The following is an 18,573-nucleotide window of genomic DNA, read 5'->3' as shown; positions in this document are numbered from 1 at the left end:
TATAAATAAACTACTCACTTGTTGCGTTATTATTACCACGTCAAAATTATCTTCATTGCCTCGATGGCTGCATAAAAAGGTGGCTGAGCAAGAGGAATATCTTTTGCGTCATATTTTTCAGCGCATCAAAAAAAGGATTGATGATAAGATCTTTTATCGTCAAAACTGCACGCTCAATAGCTGTATTTATCTTACCGCTTAGGAATTTGAATGCGGCCACTATATTATCTATTAAATTTTTCACTTGAATAAAAAAAGCCACTGATTTCTGCAATGCTTTTAAAAAAAACAGACCTTTTTCATAGTCGTTTTTTTCTTTCTCAACGAGATTGATAATATCATGTGTGCTCTTGCTCACCAGTTCGGCCATACTCAACGGGACGCAAAATGCTTTCTCATGTTCGGGGTTTACTATTCTATTAATAAGATCAGGTAAATGGCTATGGGTGATAAATTTAATCATGCCGACAAGGGGCATATCCTGATTTCTAGGGCCATGGCCCGGATAATGCTCGGTTGCATTTAGGGCGAACCCGCCTATTGCCGGCATTTTCTGCATAAAAAGGCCCCCGTTAGCGCAAAAATGAGTCACATTTCCTACGTATTTCATAAGAGTTGACATTTTACGGAAATACATTCGCTCACATAAATGTTCGGCAGCGAAGGCGATCTGGCTTATATAATAAAATGAATTGGCCATGCTTATTACGCTATTCACAATCTCTTTTAGGCTGTTTTTTAATCTATCAAGGCAATGTGATCCACGGAGGTGAAGAAAGCCATCCGCCAAGGCGGGGGGGTGGTGATTTATATATACAGTGTCCATATTAACCATATTGAAATATTCCTGTCAGAAGCAATAGATAAACTAAATACTTAAAATATTCTTATCTGTTAAACCAAGCTGACCTTAACTAACAAAAACCATAAAAACTTTAAAAAAAAGCTCTTTTCGCCGGTGACGTGATATTTATCACCTATTTAGAAAGCTTTTCCATGCAAAAAAATGGCCGTTCTCGACGGTTCAATAACCCGCCGACTTGACTATAATAAGGGCTGCAATCACTGGATAACCAAGGTATCCCAATGACTCCTGACGACACCATCGCTTCGGTAACCTCCCGCGCCGGATTTGCGCCGGCCGCCGGTACACCGGCTTCCTCTGCGATCCATACCGACGACATCGGGCTGATTGCGGCCATGACGACGATTACCACCCAGGGTAAGGAAATGCCGGCCTATATGGCGCGTCCCGCCGGGGATGGCGAACGCTTTCCGATAGTGCTGGTCGTCCAGGAAATTTTTGGCGTGCATGAGCATATCCGCGACCTGTGCCGCCGCCTGGCAAAACAGGGCTATCTGGCCGTGGCCCCGGAGCTTTATTTCCGCCAGGGCGATCCGAGCGCTTATGATGATATTCCTACATTATTCCAACAGTTGGTCAGCAAGGTACCGGATTCTCAGGTGATGGCCGATTTGGATCATACCGCGCATTGGGCGGCGCGCCATGGCGGCGACAGCCGGCGCCTGGCGATCACCGGTTTTTGCTGGGGAGGGCGAATCGCGTGGCTGTATGCCGCCCATAATCCGCAGCTCAAGGCGGCGACGGCCTGGTATGGCAAACTGGTGGGTGACAAAACCCTGACTACGCCACGCCATCCGGTGGATGTCGCCGCGGAGCTCACCGCGCCGGTGCTGGGTTTGTACGGCGGGCAGGATACCAGTATTCCGCAGGCGAGTATTGATGCCATGCGCCAGGCGGTCAGCGCCGCCAACGCGGTTGCGGAGATTATGGTCTACCCCGATGCGGGACATGCGTTTAATGCCGATTACCGCGCCAGTTACCATGCGCCGTCGGCCATCGACGGCTGGCGGCGTATGCTGGCATGGTTTGATAAGTACGGCGTGAAATAAATTAAGGCGCCGGAAGGCGCCTCTTAATTGGCTTATCTTTGTTCGGCGCGCAGTCGTTTCGCGGCGCTGACCATATTCGCCAGTGACTGGCGGGTTTCCGGCCAGGCGCGGGTTTTAAGTCCGCAATCCGGATTGACCCACAGGCGTTCCGCCGGAATACGCTCGGCGGCCTTGCGCAGCAGCGTGACGATCCACTCCTCGCTCGGCACGTTCGGGGAATGGATATCATAAACGCCGGGTCCGATTTCATTGGGATAATCAAATTCCTTAAAGCTTTCCAGCAGCTCCATATCCGAACGCGAAGTTTCGATGGTGATCACATCGGCGTCCAGCGCCGCAATGGCATCCATGATGTCGTTAAACTCGCAGTAGCACATATGGGTATGGATCTGGGTGTCGTCGCGCGCCACCGCGGCGTTCAAACGAAAGGCCTCCACCGCCCATGCCAGGTAGGCCGGCCACTCGCTTTGCCGCAGCGGCAGCCCTTCACGCAGCGCCGGTTCGTCGATCTGGATAATGCCGATGCCCGCCTGCTCCAAATCCGCCACTTCATCGCGCAGCGCCAAAGCTATCTGGCGCGCAATCGTCTTACGGCTGACATCCTCGCGCGGGAACGACCAGCACAGGATGGTCACCGGACCGGTAAGCATGCCTTTCACCGGCTTGTCGGTCAGCGACTGGGCATATTGCGCCCATTCCACGGTGATGGGCGACGGGCGGCTGATATCGCCGATGATAATCGGCGGTTTTACACAGCGGGAGCCGTAGCTTTGCACCCAGCCGTTTTGCGTAAAGACAAAGCCGTCCAGATGTTCGCCGAAGTACTCCACCATATCGTTGCGCTCGGCCTCGCCGTGCACCAGCACATCAAGCCCCAGGCGTTCCTGTTCGGCGATGGCGTGTTTAATATGCTCGCCAATCCCGGTGCGGTAACGCGCTTTATCCAGGCGCCCGCGTTTGAAGTCCAGGCGCAGGCCGCGGATATCGGCGGTTTGCGGGAATGAACCTATGGTAGTGGTCGGCCATGCCGGCAGGTCAAAACGCCGGCGCTGCACCTGGGCGCGCTGCGTATAAGGCTGTTGGCGCCGGCTGTCCTGCGCGGTGATTTTTTCCAGGCGGGCGCTGACCTGCTGATTATTGACCCGGCTGGAATGACGGCGATTGCGGATAGGCTGGCTGTATTGCGCCAGTTCCCGCAGATGCGCGTCATCGGGCTGCGCCAGCGCCGCCCGCAGCAGTCCCAGCTCGGCGCATTTTTGCAGGGCAAAGGCGAACCAGCTTTTCACCTCGTCGTCCAGACGGGTCTCGACGCTTAAATCTATGGGGCTGTGCAACAGCGAACAAGAGGTTGCCACCCATAGCGGGCGCTGGCCGGCCAGCGGCTGGATGCGCTCAAGGCAGGCGGCAAGGTCGGCGCGCCAGACGTTGCGGCCGTTGATGATGCCCAGCGACAGCAGCCAGTCCGCCGGCAACTGCGCGTGCAGTACAGCAAGATTATCCTTGCCCGCCACCAGGTCTACATGCAGGCCCTGGACCGGCAACGCGCGAATCTGGTCCAGATGGTGGCCGATACTGTCGAAATAGGTGGTCAGCAGCAGCTTGACCGATCCCTGCAAATCCTGATAGGCGGTTTGATAGGCGTCACGCCAGGCCTGCGGCAGTTCCAATACCAGCGCCGGCTCGTCGATTTGCACCCATTCGATACCGCGTTTAGCCAGCTCCGCCAGTACCTGGCGATACACCGGCAATATTCCGGTCAGCAGCGACAGGCGGTCGAAGGCTTCACCCTTTACCTTACCCAGCCACAGATAGCTGACAGGCCCCAGCAGCACCGGCTTGACGTTATGGCCCAGCGCCAGGGCTTCGTCCACTTCGTCCAGCAGTTGCGTCCAGCCCAGGCGGAAAGATTGGCCGCGGGAAAACTCCGGCACCATATAGTGATAATTAGTATTAAACCATTTGGTCATTTCCGCGGCGGCGGCGGGTTCACCGGTAGGCGCCCGGCCGCGGCCGATGCGAAACAGGGTATCAAGATCGGACGCATTGGCGCCGTCGCGATGGCGCGCCGGCACATTATCCAACATCAGGCTGGTGGTCAGAACATGATCATACCAGGCAAAATCGCCCACCGGCAGCAGGTCCACGCCGGCATCTTTCTGCTGTTGCCAGTGGCGCGCGCGCAGTTCGCGGCCCACGGCCAGCAAGTCCTGCTGCGACGATTTCCCTGCCCAATAGCTTTCCTGCGCTTTTTTCAGTTCGCGGTGCAAGCCCACGCGCGGAAAACCCAGTGTGTGACTTAAAATTGCCATTGCTCTCTCCCATTTAGACGTCCGGATGTTTACACATCCATATTCACCATGTACTGTATTATCCACAAGCGCAAATTATTCACTTCCAGGTGAAACACCCTCATGATCGAACTTAAACATCTGCGCACGCTGCAGGCGCTGCGTAACAGCGGCTCGCTGGCCGCCGCGTCGGCGCAGCTTCACCAGACGCAATCCGCGCTCTCGCATCAGTTCAGCGATCTGGAGCAGCGGCTGGGCTTCCGGTTGTTCGTGCGCAAAAGCCAGCCGCTGCGTTTTACCCCTCAGGGCGAGATCCTGCTGCAGCTGGCCGAACAAATCCTGCCCCAGGTGCAGCAGGCGCTGCAAAACTGCCTGGAGCCGCGCCAGACCACGCTGCGCCTGGCCATTGAGTGCCATAGCTGTATTCAATGGCTAACGCCCGCGCTTACCGAATTTCGCGAGCTATGGCCGCAGGTACTGGTGGATTTTCGCTCGGGCGTAACCTTCGATCCGCAGCCCGCCCTGCAGCAGGGCGAGCTGGACCTGGTGCTGACCTCGGATATCCTGCCGCGCAGCGGGCTGTTTTATGTGCCGATGTTTGATTATGAGGTGCGGCTGGTGCTGGCGCCCGATCATCCGCTGGCGTTAAAAGAGCGGATAGCGCCCGCGGATTTAAGCGAGGAAGTGCTGATGATTTACCCGGTTCAGCGCCAGCGTATGGATATCTGGCGGCATTTCCTGCAGCCGGCGGGCATAAGTCCGGTACTCAAGAGCGTGGACAATACCCTACTGCTGATACAGATGGTGTCGGCGCGCATGGGCATCGCCGCGCTGCCACATTGGGTGGTGGAAAGTTTTGAGCGCCAGGGACTGATTGTGACCAAGACCCTGGGTAAAGGGCTGTGGAGCCGGCTTTACGCCGCGGTCAGGGACGGCGAGCAGCGCCAGCCCGTCATCGAGGCCTTTATTCGCTCGTCTCGTCAGCATGCCTGCGCGCATTTGCCGTATGTGCGGGATGCCCAACGATCCAGCGGCGGTGAACCCACAGCGACGCCATGATCACCAACGCGCCGACGATAAAACTCGGCCAGTGCGGCTGTTGTTGCCAGATGGCGAAATTGACCAGCAGGCCGGCGGGAACATGAAAATTATTCATAATACCGAGCGTACCCGCATCCACCTGGGTGGCGCCGTAGTTCCACATAAAATACCCCAGCGCCGAAGCGCCGACCCCCAGCCAGATCAGCACGCCCCATTGCAATGAGGTGGCGGGCAACTGCTGCGCATTGCCGAACAGACACCAGCCCGCCAGCGCCACGATAAACGAACCGAGGTAAAACCAGGAAAACGCCGTATGCTGCGGCATCGGGTATACCTCCATCAGCCGTTTGTAGCCCACCTGGCCGATAGCGAACATCAAATTGGCCGCCTGCACCAGCAGCAGGCCGTGCCAATAATGCGCACTGACGCCGTCGTAGCGGATGATAGCCGCGCCGGCCACCGCCAGCATGGCGCTGAGCACATATCCCCAGCGCAGCCGGCGACGGCGCAGCAGGTCGTATACCAGCGTCACGTATAAGGGCGTCATGACGGTAAACAGTAAAAATTCCGGCACCGACAGATAGAGATAGGCCCGGTAGCTAATCATATACATGATGCCCAACTGGCAGGCGCCGATCGCCATATACAGCAGCAGCGGCTTGACGCGGTAGCCGCGCCAGCGCAAGAACGGCAGGAAAACCAGCGCCGCAAGCGTAAGACGCACCAGCACCGAAAAATAGCTGTCGACCTGTCCGGCCAGGTATACGCCGATCAGGCTGAATGAAAACGCCCATAAAATGGTGGTGATGATAAGCAGCGGCACGTTGGGTTATCCTGTAAAACCAAAGCGCTATTCTAGCGGATTCGTTCAGATAATTTTGATTAATCGGGTTTACAGATGGATGTTTAATGAGCACACAGGCGGAGACCGGCCGCCGGCCCCAGCCTGTGCCGCCCCAAGGCGGCGTTAATAACCGGCGGTCAGGTCATCAATGGTGCGCGGGTCCGAGGCGCCGGTAAATGTGCCGTCGGGCATCACCATGATGCTCTGCGTACTGCCCATTACCGGCAAGACCTTGATGTGCTGTCCCCGTTCGCCCAGCAGCTTGAGGGTATCGGGGCTAAAGCCTTTTTCCACCCGGAGCTCGTCCGGGGTCCACTGCTGATGAAACCGCGGCGCGGCGCTCGCCTCGGCGACATTCATCTGAAAATCGATGGTATTGACCAGCATTTGCAGCACGGTGGTGATAATGCGGCTGCCGCCGGGGCTGCCGGTAACCAGCCAGGTCTTGCCGTCCTTTACCACGATGGTGGGCGACATGGAGGACAACGGCCGCTTACCGGCCTGGACGGCGTTGGCGTCCCCGCCCACCAGCCCATACATATTCGGCACGCCGGGTTTGGCGGAAAAATCATCCATTTCGTTATTGAGCAGAATGCCGCTGTCGCCGGCCATGATGCCGCTGCCGAAATACGTGTTGAGGGTATACGTTACCGCCACCGCGTTGCCCTGCCCATCCACCACCGAGTAATGGGTGGTCTGATCGCTCTCGTAGGGCTGCAACTGGCCAGGCTTGATGGTGACCGACGGATTGGCCCGGTTGACATCGATGCGCTGCGCCAGGGTTTTGGCATAGGCCTTGCTGGTCAGCGCCTGGACCGGAACCTTGACGAAGTCCGGATCGCCGAGATATTCCGAGCGATCGGCATAGGCGAATTTCATTGCCTCCGCCATCACCTGGATGGCGTCAGCGCTGCCGGCGCCCATATGCGCCAGGTCAAAATTCTCCAGGATATTCAGGATCTGGATAATATGGATGCCGCCGGAGGAAGGCGGCGGCATGGAAAAGACCTGATATCCCCGATAGCTGCCGGATACCGGCTGGCGCGCCACCGCCCGGTAGGCGGCGAGATCGGCCTTGCCGATAAGCCCGCCGTCACGCTGCATCTCGGCGGCGATTTCGTCAGCGATGACGCCCTGATAAAACGCCTGCGGCCCCTGCTCGGCGATAAGCGTAAGGCTGTGGGCCAGCTGCGGCTGGCTGAGTCTCTCCCCCTCGGCATAGGGCTGGCCGTCGGCTTTAAAAAATACCGCCTTGCTGTTCGGATGGTTGATAAGCGCTTCTCTGCCATAAGAGGCCAGGTCGTCGGCCAGGGCCTTATCAACGCTAAACCCCTCCCGGGCCAGCTTAATGGCCGGCTGCATCACCCGGGCCAGCGGCAGGGTGCCGAAACGGTCCAGCGCCAGCGACATACCCGCGACGGTACCCGGCGTACCGGAGGCCAGCGGACTGGTCAGCGAACGTTTGCTGTCGGCGTTGCCGTCCGGGCCGATAAACATATCGCGCGTGGCCCCGGCCGGCGCCATTTCACGAAAATCAATCGCCACCGTTTCGCCCTGTCGCGTGCGCACCAGCATAAAACCGCCGCCGCCCAGGTTGCCCGCCTGCGGGTGGGTTACCGCCAGCGCGTACCCTACCGCCACCGCCGCATCCACCGCGTTGCCGCCCGCGCGCAGGATATCCAACCCCACCCCCGTTGCCGTCTCGTCTACCGTGGAAACCATGCCGTGCCGGGCATACACCGGATGCTGGATATCATTTTCAATGCCGTAGGACAACGGCGCGGCGCCGGCAGGCGGCATGATCAGCAACAGGGCAAGGACCAGCGACAACAAGCGACCGGAGGAAAGAATAGGCATAAGGTTTTCTTCCTGATGGTTTTATTTATTTACTTATTAACCAATTTAACGGCAGTTTCAATATTTACCTGGGACGCCGCACGCAAATACGCACGCTTCACCCTGCGTTTGGCGCGTTTAACGGTTAAAATGATAAAGTCATCATCACGGAGCCACTCATGAAAACCTATTTTTGGCTATTGCTGCCGGTCATGCTGGCGTCGTTTGCGGTTACGGCGGCGGTTAAACCCCTCACGCCCGCGCAGCGCAACGATCCGTTTGCGCAAAGCCCGGCCCAGCAACAGTTGAAACAGCAGATGCAATCCAGCGCGCAGCAGCAGCAGCTCCGCTTGCAGCAACAGCAGCAAGCCCAGCAGCAACAGCAGCGCAGCCAGCTGCAATCGCAGCTTAACAACGATCGTCAGCGGGCGCAGCAGAACACGCCGCTAAAACAGCCGCAGCAAAATCCCTGAGCCAGGGGTCAACCCGGCGCGAAATTCGCGGTGCCTGTCGTCAGGCGAGGAGCCCGGGTTGGTGCGGGTTTATGCCGCGGACCCTACCGGTGGCGGCCTGGCGGTTCGCAGGATATAGGATGTCAGCATGCCAGGCGTCAGCGCGCCCGCATAGCTAAAAGGTGGCGCTAGCTATTGGCAAAATTGGGCCCGATCAAATCAATCCGGTCAGTACACAGGGTATCAACCCCCCAGCTCAGCAGGGCGCGCGCTCTATAAGGGCTATTCACGGTATAAGCCAGGATATGCAGGCCGGCATCGGTGATTTTCGCCACCCGCTCTTCAGTCAGCACTTCATGATTCAGGTGCAGCGCGCTGCACTGGAGTTCCTGGGCGAGCCGCGGCCAATTATCATCCCAAAAGTGCAGCAACAACCCGCGCGGCAGTTGGGGAGCAACCTGCAAAGCGGCCGCCAGCGCGTCGACGGAAAACGAGGACAACAGCGGCGGTACGTCGCACTCTTGCCACAGCTGAACCGCCGCCTGCGCCACGGCGCGACCGGTGCCGATATCGGTGCCGGTGGTGGGTTTGATTTCGATATTCACCGCCAGGCCATGCCGCTCGCAGCGGGCGGCAACGTCCGCCAGCAGCGGCAAGGGTTCGCCGCGGAACTTATCGTTGAACCAGGCCCCGGCATCCAGCAGCGCCAGATCGTCCCAGGCAAAGTGGCCGGCGATGCCATGGCCGTTGCTGGTACGATCCAGCGTATCGTCATGCAATAAAAAAATCTGTCCGTCGGCTGAAAGCTTCGCATCCAGCTCAATCATTTTATGGCCATAGCGTGCGCCGGTATCAATGGCCGCCAGGGTGTTTTCAGGTGCCAGCGAGCCGCCGCCGCGATGCGCGACGATGGTCGGATAAGGCCAGTTTTTTGTCATAAGTCCACCCGGGATCCGCTTAAGGGATCAAAAAAGTGCCATGCATGGGCAGGACACCGTAAATAAAGTATCGTCCCAATGGCGGGCTGCTCATCATGCGGCAGTCGTATCACCATGGAACGCCCACCCCAGCGCCCATGGACCAGGTTATCCGCACCCAGTTGCTCAAGTGAAATAATTTCCAGCGCCGGGCCGTCAGTTGCGCGCCCTGACTGTTCAATATGCTCCGGACGGATACCCGCGGTCAACTCGCGCCCGCGCCATTGCGCGCCGACGGCGGGCAAGGGCAGCGACGGGCCGCCGCTGACCTGGAAGCTGCCGCCATCCTCGCTTACGCGTCCCGGCAGCAAATTCATGGCGGGAGACCCCATAAAACCGGCGACAAACAGCGATGCCGGGCGGCGATAAATCTCCGTCGGGGTGCCGATTTGCTCCACCCGCCCCTTATTCATTACGATCACCCGCTCCGCCAGCGTCATGGCCTCTACCTGATCGTGGGTCACATACAGACTGGTGGTCCTCAGCCGCCGATGCAGTATTTGCAGTTCCAGCCGCATCTGGGTGCGTAATTTGGCGTCAAGATTGGATAACGGCTCATCAAACAGGAATACCGCCGGCTCCCGCACCAGCGCTCGCCCCATCGCCACGCGCTGGCGCTGCCCGCCGGACAGTTCGCGCGGCTTGCGTTTCAGCAGTTCCCCAAGTTCCAATATCTGCGCCACGCGCTCCACCAGCCGTTGGATATGCTGTTTGCCGAAACCGCGAATTTTCAGGCCGTAGGCCATATTGTCATAGACGCTCATATGGGGGTAGAGCGCATAATTCTGAAACACCATGGCAATGCCGCGATCCTTGGGTTCACGCTCCGTCACCCGTTCGCCATCAATATAAATATCGCCGCTGCTGACGCTCTCCAGCCCCGCGACCATGCGCAGCAGGGTCGATTTGCCGCAGCCGGAAGGCCCGACCATTACGATAAACTCCCCGTCGGCCACGTCCAGGTTTAAGGGCGCTATCACCGACGTCTTGCCGTCATAGGTCTTTTCGACCGCTTGTAAAATCAAACTCGCCATAATGTTTTATTTCTCGCTATCAACCAGGCCGCGCACAAACCAGCGCTGCATCAGCAATACGATTGCCAGGGGCGGGATCATGGTCAGCAGCATCGCCGCCATCACATAATTCCATTGCGTGGCGCTGTCGCCGCTGGCGATCATGCTGCGGATGCCCGCCACCGCGGTGCCCATCGCGCTGTTGTTGATAATCAGGATCGGCCACAGATACTGGTTCCAGCCGTAGATAAAGATGATCACAAACAGCGCCGCCAGATTGGTTTTCGACAGCGGCAGCAGGATATCCCACAAAAACCGCAGCGGCCCGGCGCCGTCGATGCGCGCCGCCTCCAGCAGTTCATGGGGAATGGTCATAAAGAACTGGCGGAACAGGAATGTTGCGGTGGCGGATGCCATCAACGGCAACGTCAGGCCGGTATAGCTATCAAGCAAATGCAGATTGGCTATCACATCGACGGTGGGAAAAATACGCACTTCCACCGGCAGCATCAGCGTCATGAAGATCAGCCAGAAAAACAGGTTGCGCAATGGAAAGCGAAAATAAACGATGGCGTAGGCGGATAACATCGACACGCTGATCTTGCCCAGGGTGATTCCCAGCGCCATGACCAAGCTATTGAACAGCAGCCGGCTGAACGGCACCGCCTGGCTGCCCACGCCCTCTTGCCAGACATGGCGGATGTTTTCCCACAGATGGCTGCCCGGCACCAGGCTCAACGGCACCTGGAACACCTGGCGGTTGTCCATGGTGGCCGCCACCAGCGCGATATATAACGGCAGCAGAATAACGGCAACGCTTAGTATCAGTATTAAATGGCTGAAGATATCCAGTCCGCGGCGATGTTCTATCATTGATATCGCACCTTACGCTCGACAAAACGAAACTGGATGACCGTCAGCACAATCACCACCATCATCAGCACCACCGACTGCGCGGCGGAACTGGAGAGATCCAGGCCGGCAAAACCCTCGCGGTAGATTTTGTAAATCAGGGTAGTGGTGGCCTGCACCGGCCCGCCGGCGGTTGCCGCGTCGATGACCGGAAAGGTATCGAAAAAAGCGTACACCAGGTTGATGACCAGCAGGAAAAAGCTCACCGGCGTGATAAGCGGCAGCGATAAATCGATAAATCGCCGTACCGGGCCGGCGCCGTCGATGGCTGCGGCCTCCACCAGTGAACGCGGAATGGATTGCAGCGCGGCGAGGAAAAACAAAAAGTTATAGCTTACCTGCTGCCAGATGGAGATCAGCACCACCAGGAACATCGCCTGCCCGCTGTTTTGCGCATGATTCCAGTGATACCCCAGATTATTAAGCAGATAGGCGATAAGCCCCAGCCCGGGGCTGAACAGGAACATCCATAATACCGCAGCCACCGCCGGCGCCACCGCGTAGGGCAATAGCAGCAGCGTCTGGTAAATACGTTTGCCGCGCAGCACATAATCCACCAGCGCCGCCAGCAACAGCGCCACCAGCAGGCCGATGCCGGTCACCAGGCCGCTGAAGATAAGCGTCGTGACCAGGGAATCCAGATAATATTCATCCTCTGTCAGCTGGACAAAATTATCCAGGCCGACAAAGGTATTCTCTATTCCGAACGGGTCCACCCGCTGCACCGAATACCACAGCGCGGTCCCCGCCGGCCAAAGAAAAAAAATCGCGGTAATCACCAACTGCGGCAGCACCAGAAGATAGGCCAGCCAGCGTTGTTTGAATCCGCGATGGGGCGCGATAGCCATAAACAACCCAACCCGCAATGCAAAAATGTACCCGCCGCACGGCGCGGCGGGTCGCCAACTGAGGTTTACTTCAGCGATTGTTCAAACCGGCGCAGCAACTGGTTGCCGCGTTTAACCGCGCTGTCCAGGGCCTCCTGAGGCGTGGCCTTGCCGGTCCAGACGCGTTCCAGCTCTTCGTCCACCACGGTGCGGATTTGCTGCATATTGCCCAACCGCATGCCTTTGGTGAACGGCAACGGCGGTTTATTCAGCATCTGGCGGGTGGCGATATCGGCGCCGGGGTTTTTGTCATAAAAACCCTGGGTTCGGGTCAGCTCATACGCGGCGGTGGTGATGGGCAGGTAACCGGTTTTCTGATGCCACTCGGCGGCGATATCAGGCTGGGCAAGGAACTGCAGGAACTCCGCCACCCCTTTATAGGTCGCGTCATCCTTACCGCTCATCACCCACAGGCTGGCGCCGCCGATAATGGCGTTTTGCGGCGCGTTCTTCACGTCGGCGTCATACGGCATCATACCCACGCCGTAATTAAACTTGGCATACTGGCGAATCGCGGCCAGGGAGCCTGACGAGGCGGTGGTCATGCCGCATGAGCCGTTGTAAAACTTCTCGGTGGACTCGTCCTTACGGCCGAAATAGCTGAAATCCCCTTTCTTGTTCATGTCCGACAGCAATTGGATATGCTTCACCTGCTCGGGCTTATTAAAAATCAGCTCCGCGTCGTTGCCGGCAAAGCCGTTATCCTTGGTCGCCACCGGCAGGCCATGCCAGGCGCTGAAGTTCTCGATTTGGATCCAACCCTGCCAGCCGCTGGCATAACCGCATGCCATACCGCTGGCGCGCAGTTTAGCGGCCGCCGCGGCCAGTTCCTGCCAGGTTTGCGGGGCATGTTCCGGATCCAGTCCGGCTTTTTTAAAGGCGTCCTTGTTGTAATACAATACCGGGGTCGAGCTGTTGAAGGGTTGGGACAACAGATGCCCGGTCTTACTGTCGCTGTAGTAGCCGGAAACGGTGGGTACAAACGCCGACTCGTCATTCTTGATGCCGGCCTGTTCAAACACCTGGTACACCGGCTTATAGGCCTTGCTGGCCATCATGGTGGCGGTGCCGACTTCATACACCTGCAAAATCGCCGGCGCGGTGCCGGTACGGAATGCCGCGATGCCCGCCGTCAGGCCCTGCTCGTAATTCCCCTTGTACACCGGCACGACATGATAATCAGGATGCGTCTGGTTAAAGCGCGCGGCCAGGGAATCCACCTCGGTGCCCAGCACGCTATCCATTGAATGCCAGAAAGGAATTTCGGTCACTGCCTGGGCGCTGGTGCTCACGGCCAGCGTCAACGCCACGCTTAAGGCGGCGATACGAATTGAGTGCTTCAACATGCCATGCTCCTGAATGCCGGAAAAGTTCATCGGCCTGTAACATGACATGCTGAAATGACAGAAAAATAACACCCTTATGACAGCGGGGTGACAGCGCGCGGCGAATTCTCCGCCCAGCGCGTCGCCAGGCGGGCCTGACGGTGTCGGAATCAACCGGCGAGTCGGCTTAACGCCCTTAATTCCCAGCGGGAAAGCCTGCCGATGGGGGCGAAGCGGCAGTCTCAGTTCACCGGAGCGCACCCCGGCGCGGCAGGCGCTTTGAGCTTACAGGCGGGCCGGCAAGCATCACAATTAATCTGCTGGCTGCTGGCGGCTTGCGACTGGTGGCGGGCGGCGGGGAGGTTTATGTTGCCGCGGCGAAGGTTTCGCTTGCCGTGCGTTCGGCGGTTATATGGAATGCCGGGTGCCGGCAAGCGACAAAGAGGCCGTACCGCGACGGCCTCCTTGACCTCCGCGCGCCCGGCAGGTCGCGCGTCGCTGCGCGATGCCTTCCGCCGCCCATGCCCCCGTGATGCACCGGCCCGGTATGCGCTCCCGGCGCTACCGGGCCTTTCGCCGCTCCCGGCGGCTCATGCCGGGGTCACAGGCGCCGTCAGCGCGCTTTATGCCGGTCCCTATTTCGCGGTTCGCACCGCATATTATGAAACAACAGCGGCGCTGATGCTTGGGATAAGGTCTGGCGCCGGGATACGGTTAACCATTACAGAATGCAACGGGTCTGGAATGCCGCTGACATAGCGAAAAGCAGGCATACCGAAAGAGACTTATCAGTCATGCAGTCATGCAGTCATGCAGTTATGCCATATGACATTCATCATTCAATTTTGAGTTTTGAGTTTTGAGTTTTAACATTAAGCATTACGCTTTCAGCCATTAGCCATTAGCCATCAGCCATCAGCCATCAGCCTGTAAACATTAGCGCAAAAGGAATACTGAGACCTTTCCCGGTAAGCGCATACCGCTAAGGACCCCAAAACGCTGTTTTGCTGGCAGGCGATGGTGTTGACGTGGTGCCGGCATAGAGTGCGCCGGCGGCGCACATCACGGCTGGATGAGCCGCCGGGAGCGGCGAAAGCCCGGCTTGCGTCTGGAACGCATGCCGGGCGGTCCACAAGCCGGGATGGGTGATGCCGGGCACCGCGCAGCGGCGCACGATCTGCCGGACGCGCGGAGGTCAAGGAGGCCGTCGCGGTACGGCCTCTTTGTCGCTTGCCGGCGCCCGGCACGACATAAAACAACCGAACGCATGGCAAGCGAAGCCCTCGCCGCGGCAACATAAACCTCACCCGCAAGTGTCAGCGAAACCCCAGCCGCGGCAACATAAACCTCCCCGCAAGCATCAGCCAAACCCTCGCCGCGGCAACATAACCTCACCCGCCCAGATAAGCGCTGCGCACCGCCTCGTTCGCCAGCAACGCCTCGCCGCTATCCTCCAGCACCACATGGCCGTTTTCCAACACATAGCCGCGGTCAGCCAGTTTCAGCGCCTGGTTCGCATTCTGCTCCACCAGGAAAATGGTCATCCCCTCCTGACGCAACTGCTCGATGGTATCGAATATCTGCTGGATAATAATCGGCGCCAGTCCCAGCGAAGGCTCATCCAGCAGCAGCAATCGCGGCTGGCTCATCAACGCCCGCCCAATGGCCAGCATCTGCTGCTCGCCCCCGGACATGGTGCCCGCGCGCTGCACACGACGCTCATACAAACGCGGGAAAAGCTCGAACACCCGCTTAATCCGCTGCTGATACTGCGGACGGTCGGCAAAGAACCCCCCCATCGCCAGGTTCTCTTCCACCGTCATCCGCGAAAACACCCGCCGCCCTTCCGGCACGATGGCAATCGAGGCACGCATGATCCGCGCCGTCGGCCAATCGGTAATATCGCCGCCCTCAAACATAATCCGGCCCTTGGAGGCGCGCGGATCACCACACAGCGTACCCAACAACGTGGTTTTGCCGGCGCCGTTGGCGCCGATAAGCGTCACGATCTCGCCCGGATTAATATGCAGGCTCACCTCATGCAACGCCTGGATTTTACCGTAATGCGCCGACACCCGGTGCAATGACAGCATAGCGGTATCCTGAGTCATCAGGCCTCTCCCAAATAGGCCCGAATCACGTCCGGGTTACTGCGAATCTCGGCGGGCGTACCCTTTGCCAACGGCATGCCCTGGTTAACCACATAAATGCGATCGGAAATACCCATCACCAACTTCATATCATGCTCAATCAATAACACCGATACATTATGCTGTGACCGCAGTTCGGCAATCAGCAGGTTCAGCTCGGCGGTCTCGTTCGGGTTCAGGCCGGCGGCCGGTTCATCAAGCATCAGCAGCGACGGGCGCGTCACCATGCACCGGGCAATCTCCAGCCGGCGCTGCTGGCCATAGGCCAGGTTACCCGCCTGACGGTTAGCCAACTCCAGTAAACCCACGCGGTCAAGCCAGGCGCCGGCATAATCCTGCGCCTCGGCTTCCGCCTGGCGGAAGGCGCGGGTTTTCAGCAAGCCGGCAAATACGCCGCTTTTAAGATGCTGATGCTGCGCCACCAGCAGGTTTTCGATTACCGTCATTTCCCGGAATAAGCGCACATGCTGGAAGGTACGCACCACCCCCATACGGGCGATGGTTTGGCCCGGAAGCCCTTCCAGATGCTGATCGCGCAGCATGATAGTGCCGCCGGTGGGACGATAAAACCCGGTCAGGCAGTTAAACACCGTCGTTTTACCGGCGCCGTTGGGGCCAATCAGCGACACGATTTCGCCGGGGAATAATTCCAGTTCAACCTGGTTAACCGCCAGCAGACCGCCAAAACGCATGGTCAACGCCTTAACGGATAACAGGGGCTGCAATGCCGTGGACGTCATGCCTGCGCTCCTTTACCGGTCTTCATTTTCATCTGCGGACGTTTCATCGGCAACAGGCCCTGCGGTCGCCAGATCATCATCAGCACCATCAAGGCGCCCAGCAGCAGCATGCTGTACTGGTTCAGGTCACGCATCAGCTCGCGGGACACCACCAGCAGGATGGCCGCCAGGATCACCGCGAACTGCGACCCCATACCGCCCAACACCACAATGGCCAGCACAAAGGCGGATTCGACGAAGGTAAACGACTCCGGGCTGACAAAACCCTGGCGCGCGGCAAACAGCGTCCCGGCAAAACCGGCGAACGCCGCGCTGATGGTAAAGGCGGTCAGTTTGATACGGGTCGGGCTCAGGCCCAGCGAACGACAGGCGATTTCATCCTCGCGCAGCGCCTCCCAGGCCCGGCCCAGCGGCATGCGCAGCAGACGGTTTATCACAAACAAGGTTAAAATCACCAACAGCAGCGCCACCATATATAAAAAGATAATCCGGTCGCTGGGGTCGTAGGTCAGGCCAAAAAAGTTATGGAAGGTGTCCCAACCGCCGTCGCGCGGGCTGCGGTTAAACTCCAGGCCAAAAAAGGTGGGTTTCGGGATCTGGCTGATCCCGTTCGGCCCGCCGGTTATCTCGGTATTGTTAAGCAGCAGGATACGGACGATCTCGCCAAATCCCAGGGTAACGATGGCCAGATAATCGCCGCGCAGGCGCAGCACAGGAAAACCCAGCAACAGGCCAAAACCGGCGGCGACCAGCCCCGCCAGGGGCAGGCTTTCCCAAAAACCCAGGCCGCAGTAATGATTCAGCAACGCATAGGTGTAGGCGCCGATGGCATAGAATCCACCGTAGCCCAGTACCAGCAGGCCGGATAATCCCACCACCACGTTCAACCCCAGGCCCAGCATCACATAGATAAGCGTCAGGGTGGCGATATCCACCGTGCCGCGCGATACCAGGAACGGCCAGGCGATGGCGGCCAGGATCATTACCAGCGCGAGCCATTTCTGGCGCGGCGTGGAGCCGTCAAAGCTCGGCAATACCCAGGACGGCCCGCTGATTTTTTTCAGGCTATGCTGGAAAACCGGCCGCAACAGCTGGAACACGAACACCACCGCGCAGCCGGCACCGATCCAATACCAGCGTACCGCACCGGCGTTATGCACCACCAGGTGGGTACCGTCCAGGCTCAGGCGCATACCCATCATAAAGGCGGCCAGCACCAGCAGCATAAACGCGCAGAACAGCGCGTTTAATAAATGGTTGATCTTCATACCTTCTCAACCTCCGGACGGCCCAGGATGCCGGTGGGCAGCACCAGCAACACCACGATAAGCAACGCGAACGAGACCACGTCTTTATATTCGCTGCTCAGGTAGGCCGAGGTCAGCGCCTCTGCTACCCCCAGGATCAACCCGCCCAGCATCGCGCCGGGAATGCTGCCGATACCGCCCAGCACCGCGGCGGTAAACGCCTTCATGCCGGCCATGAAGCCGATATAGGGGTTGATGACGCCATAAAACTGGCCCAGCAGCACGCCGGCCACCGCCGCCATCGCCGCGCCAATCACAAAGGTCAGTGAAATAACCCGGTCGGTGCTGATGCCGAGCAGGCTGGCCATTTTCAAATCTTCCGCGCAGGCGCGACAGGCGCGGCCCATGCGTGAATAACGAATAAACAACGTCAGGGCCAGCATGGCGACAAAGGTCACCGCCCAGATGGTAAATTGCATGGTGCTGATGCTGGTGACAAAACCATTGCTTTCGCCCAGCACCCATTGGCCGCTGGCCAGGCTCGGCAGCGCCAGATCCCGCGAACCCTGCGTCAGGCTAACGTAGTTTTGCAGGAAAATAGACATGCCGATGGCTGAAATCAGGGCAATCAGGCGCTTGGAGGAGCGTACCGGCTTATAGGCCACCCGTTCTATGCTCCAGCCGTAGGCGCTGGAAATCACGATGGCGGCGATAAACCCGGCGCCGATCAGCAGCCAGCCGGCGTCGATGCCCATCATCATCAGCGCGGCAATAACAATAAAGGAGACATAACTGCCGATCATATAGACTTCGCCGTGGGCGAAGTTAATCATGCCGATAATGCCGTAAACCATGGTGTAGCCAATGGCAATCAATGCATAGGTGCTGCCCAACGTCAGGCCGTTGAACAACTGCTGCATAAAATAAAGGAACTGCTCGGACATACC

The 18,573-nt window shown here is 58.3% G+C and carries 16 protein-coding genes; 3 read left to right on the top strand and 13 right to left on the bottom strand.

The features are described from left to right. Positions 1 to 52 precede the first annotated feature (52 nt). Positions 53 to 835, bottom strand: coding sequence for a hypothetical protein (locus ACL2XM_RS23020; protein ID WP_413731668.1), 783 nt, complete (start codon positions 833 to 835; stop codon positions 53 to 55). A gap of 251 nt (positions 836 to 1,086) precedes the next feature. Here ACL2XM_RS23020 and ACL2XM_RS23015 point away from each other — a divergent pair, with 251 nt between their 5' ends. Continuing rightward, entirely contained in the window at positions 1,087 to 1,914 is an 828-nt protein-coding gene (locus tag ACL2XM_RS23015; RefSeq protein WP_410013089.1) for a dienelactone hydrolase family protein, read from the top strand. A gap of 32 nt (positions 1,915 to 1,946) precedes the next feature. Here the strand turns inward: ACL2XM_RS23015 and metE are convergent, their stop codons facing one another. Continuing rightward, positions 1,947 to 4,223, bottom strand: a complete 2,277-nt coding sequence (gene metE / locus ACL2XM_RS23010) for a 5-methyltetrahydropteroyltriglutamate--homocysteine S-methyltransferase (RefSeq protein ID WP_410013088.1) — start codon at positions 4,221 to 4,223, stop codon at positions 1,947 to 1,949. Positions 4,224 to 4,325: 102 nt separating this feature from the next. On the opposite strand from metE, the gene metR reads away from it, so the two are divergent. Beyond that, positions 4,326 to 5,261: an HTH-type transcriptional regulator MetR gene (gene metR / locus ACL2XM_RS23005; RefSeq protein ID WP_410013087.1), complete on the top strand. Its 936-nt coding sequence runs from the start codon at positions 4,326 to 4,328 to the stop codon at positions 5,259 to 5,261. Here metR and ACL2XM_RS23000 read toward each other — a convergent pair. Then, complete coding sequence (locus ACL2XM_RS23000; protein WP_410013086.1) at positions 5,167 to 6,066, bottom strand: carboxylate/amino acid/amine transporter; 900 nt, start codon at positions 6,064 to 6,066, stop codon at positions 5,167 to 5,169. The two genes, metR and ACL2XM_RS23000, sit on opposite strands and share 95 nt — an antisense overlap. A 144-nt stretch (positions 6,067 to 6,210) precedes the next feature. Further along, positions 6,211 to 7,887, bottom strand: coding sequence for a gamma-glutamyltransferase (ggt, locus tag ACL2XM_RS22995; RefSeq protein ID WP_413733254.1), 1,677 nt, complete (start codon positions 7,885 to 7,887; stop codon positions 6,211 to 6,213). 215 nt (positions 7,888 to 8,102) lie between these two features. Between ggt and ACL2XM_RS22990 the strand changes: the two genes are divergently transcribed. Then, positions 8,103 to 8,396, top strand: a complete 294-nt coding sequence (locus tag ACL2XM_RS22990) for a DUF2756 domain-containing protein (protein ID WP_410013085.1) — start codon at positions 8,103 to 8,105, stop codon at positions 8,394 to 8,396. A gap of 167 nt (positions 8,397 to 8,563) precedes the next feature. Here the strand turns inward: ACL2XM_RS22990 and ugpQ are convergent, their stop codons facing one another. The 9 genes from ugpQ to livH form a co-directional block, all read right to left on the bottom strand. Continuing rightward, positions 8,564 to 9,313 (bottom strand): glycerophosphodiester phosphodiesterase, encoded by a 750-nt coding sequence (gene ugpQ, locus ACL2XM_RS22985; RefSeq protein WP_410013084.1) that lies wholly within the window; start codon positions 9,311 to 9,313, stop codon positions 8,564 to 8,566. Continuing rightward, on the bottom strand, positions 9,310 to 10,386 hold the full coding sequence (locus ACL2XM_RS22980) for a sn-glycerol-3-phosphate import ATP-binding protein UgpC (protein WP_413731666.1): 1,077 nt from the start codon (positions 10,384 to 10,386) through the stop codon (positions 9,310 to 9,312). Before ACL2XM_RS22980 ends, ugpQ begins: the two co-directional genes overlap by 4 nt. A gap of 6 nt (positions 10,387 to 10,392) precedes the next feature. Next, on the bottom strand, positions 10,393 to 11,238 hold the full coding sequence (gene ugpE / locus ACL2XM_RS22975; RefSeq protein WP_410013082.1) for a sn-glycerol-3-phosphate ABC transporter permease UgpE: 846 nt from the start codon (positions 11,236 to 11,238) through the stop codon (positions 10,393 to 10,395). Continuing rightward, the gene (gene ugpA / locus ACL2XM_RS22970) at positions 11,235 to 12,125 is read right to left on the bottom strand and encodes a sn-glycerol-3-phosphate ABC transporter permease UgpA (protein ID WP_413731664.1); all 891 of its coding nucleotides are present in this window, start codon (positions 12,123 to 12,125) and stop codon (positions 11,235 to 11,237) included. Before ugpA ends, ugpE begins: the two co-directional genes overlap by 4 nt. Positions 12,126 to 12,190: 65 nt before the next feature. Then, on the bottom strand, positions 12,191 to 13,510 hold the full coding sequence (gene ugpB, locus ACL2XM_RS22965) for a sn-glycerol-3-phosphate ABC transporter substrate-binding protein UgpB (RefSeq protein ID WP_413731663.1): 1,320 nt from the start codon (positions 13,508 to 13,510) through the stop codon (positions 12,191 to 12,193). Between the two features lie 1,370 nt (positions 13,511 to 14,880). Further along, positions 14,881 to 15,600, bottom strand: a complete 720-nt coding sequence (gene livF / locus ACL2XM_RS22960) for a high-affinity branched-chain amino acid ABC transporter ATP-binding protein LivF (protein ID WP_410013079.1) — start codon at positions 15,598 to 15,600, stop codon at positions 14,881 to 14,883. Continuing rightward, positions 15,600 to 16,379, bottom strand: coding sequence for a high-affinity branched-chain amino acid ABC transporter ATP-binding protein LivG (gene livG / locus ACL2XM_RS22955; RefSeq protein ID WP_410013078.1), 780 nt, complete (start codon positions 16,377 to 16,379; stop codon positions 15,600 to 15,602). Before livG ends, livF begins: the two co-directional genes overlap by 1 nt. Then, positions 16,376 to 17,647: a high-affinity branched-chain amino acid ABC transporter permease LivM gene (locus ACL2XM_RS22950; protein ID WP_410013077.1), complete on the bottom strand. Its 1,272-nt coding sequence runs from the start codon at positions 17,645 to 17,647 to the stop codon at positions 16,376 to 16,378. The genes livG and ACL2XM_RS22950 overlap by 4 nt, the downstream gene beginning before the upstream one ends. Continuing rightward, on the bottom strand, positions 17,644 to 18,570 hold the full coding sequence (livH, locus tag ACL2XM_RS22945) for a high-affinity branched-chain amino acid ABC transporter permease LivH (protein ID WP_331120756.1): 927 nt from the start codon (positions 18,568 to 18,570) through the stop codon (positions 17,644 to 17,646). The genes ACL2XM_RS22950 and livH overlap by 4 nt, the downstream gene beginning before the upstream one ends. Positions 18,571 to 18,573 lie beyond the last annotated feature (3 nt).

This window comes from Sodalis sp. RH20 (assembly GCF_047324205.1).
Lineage (GTDB): Bacteria > Pseudomonadota > Gammaproteobacteria > Enterobacterales > Enterobacteriaceae > Acerihabitans.
The sequence above is the reverse complement of the archived record's forward strand: the minus strand, read 5'-3'. Positions and strand labels throughout refer to the sequence as shown.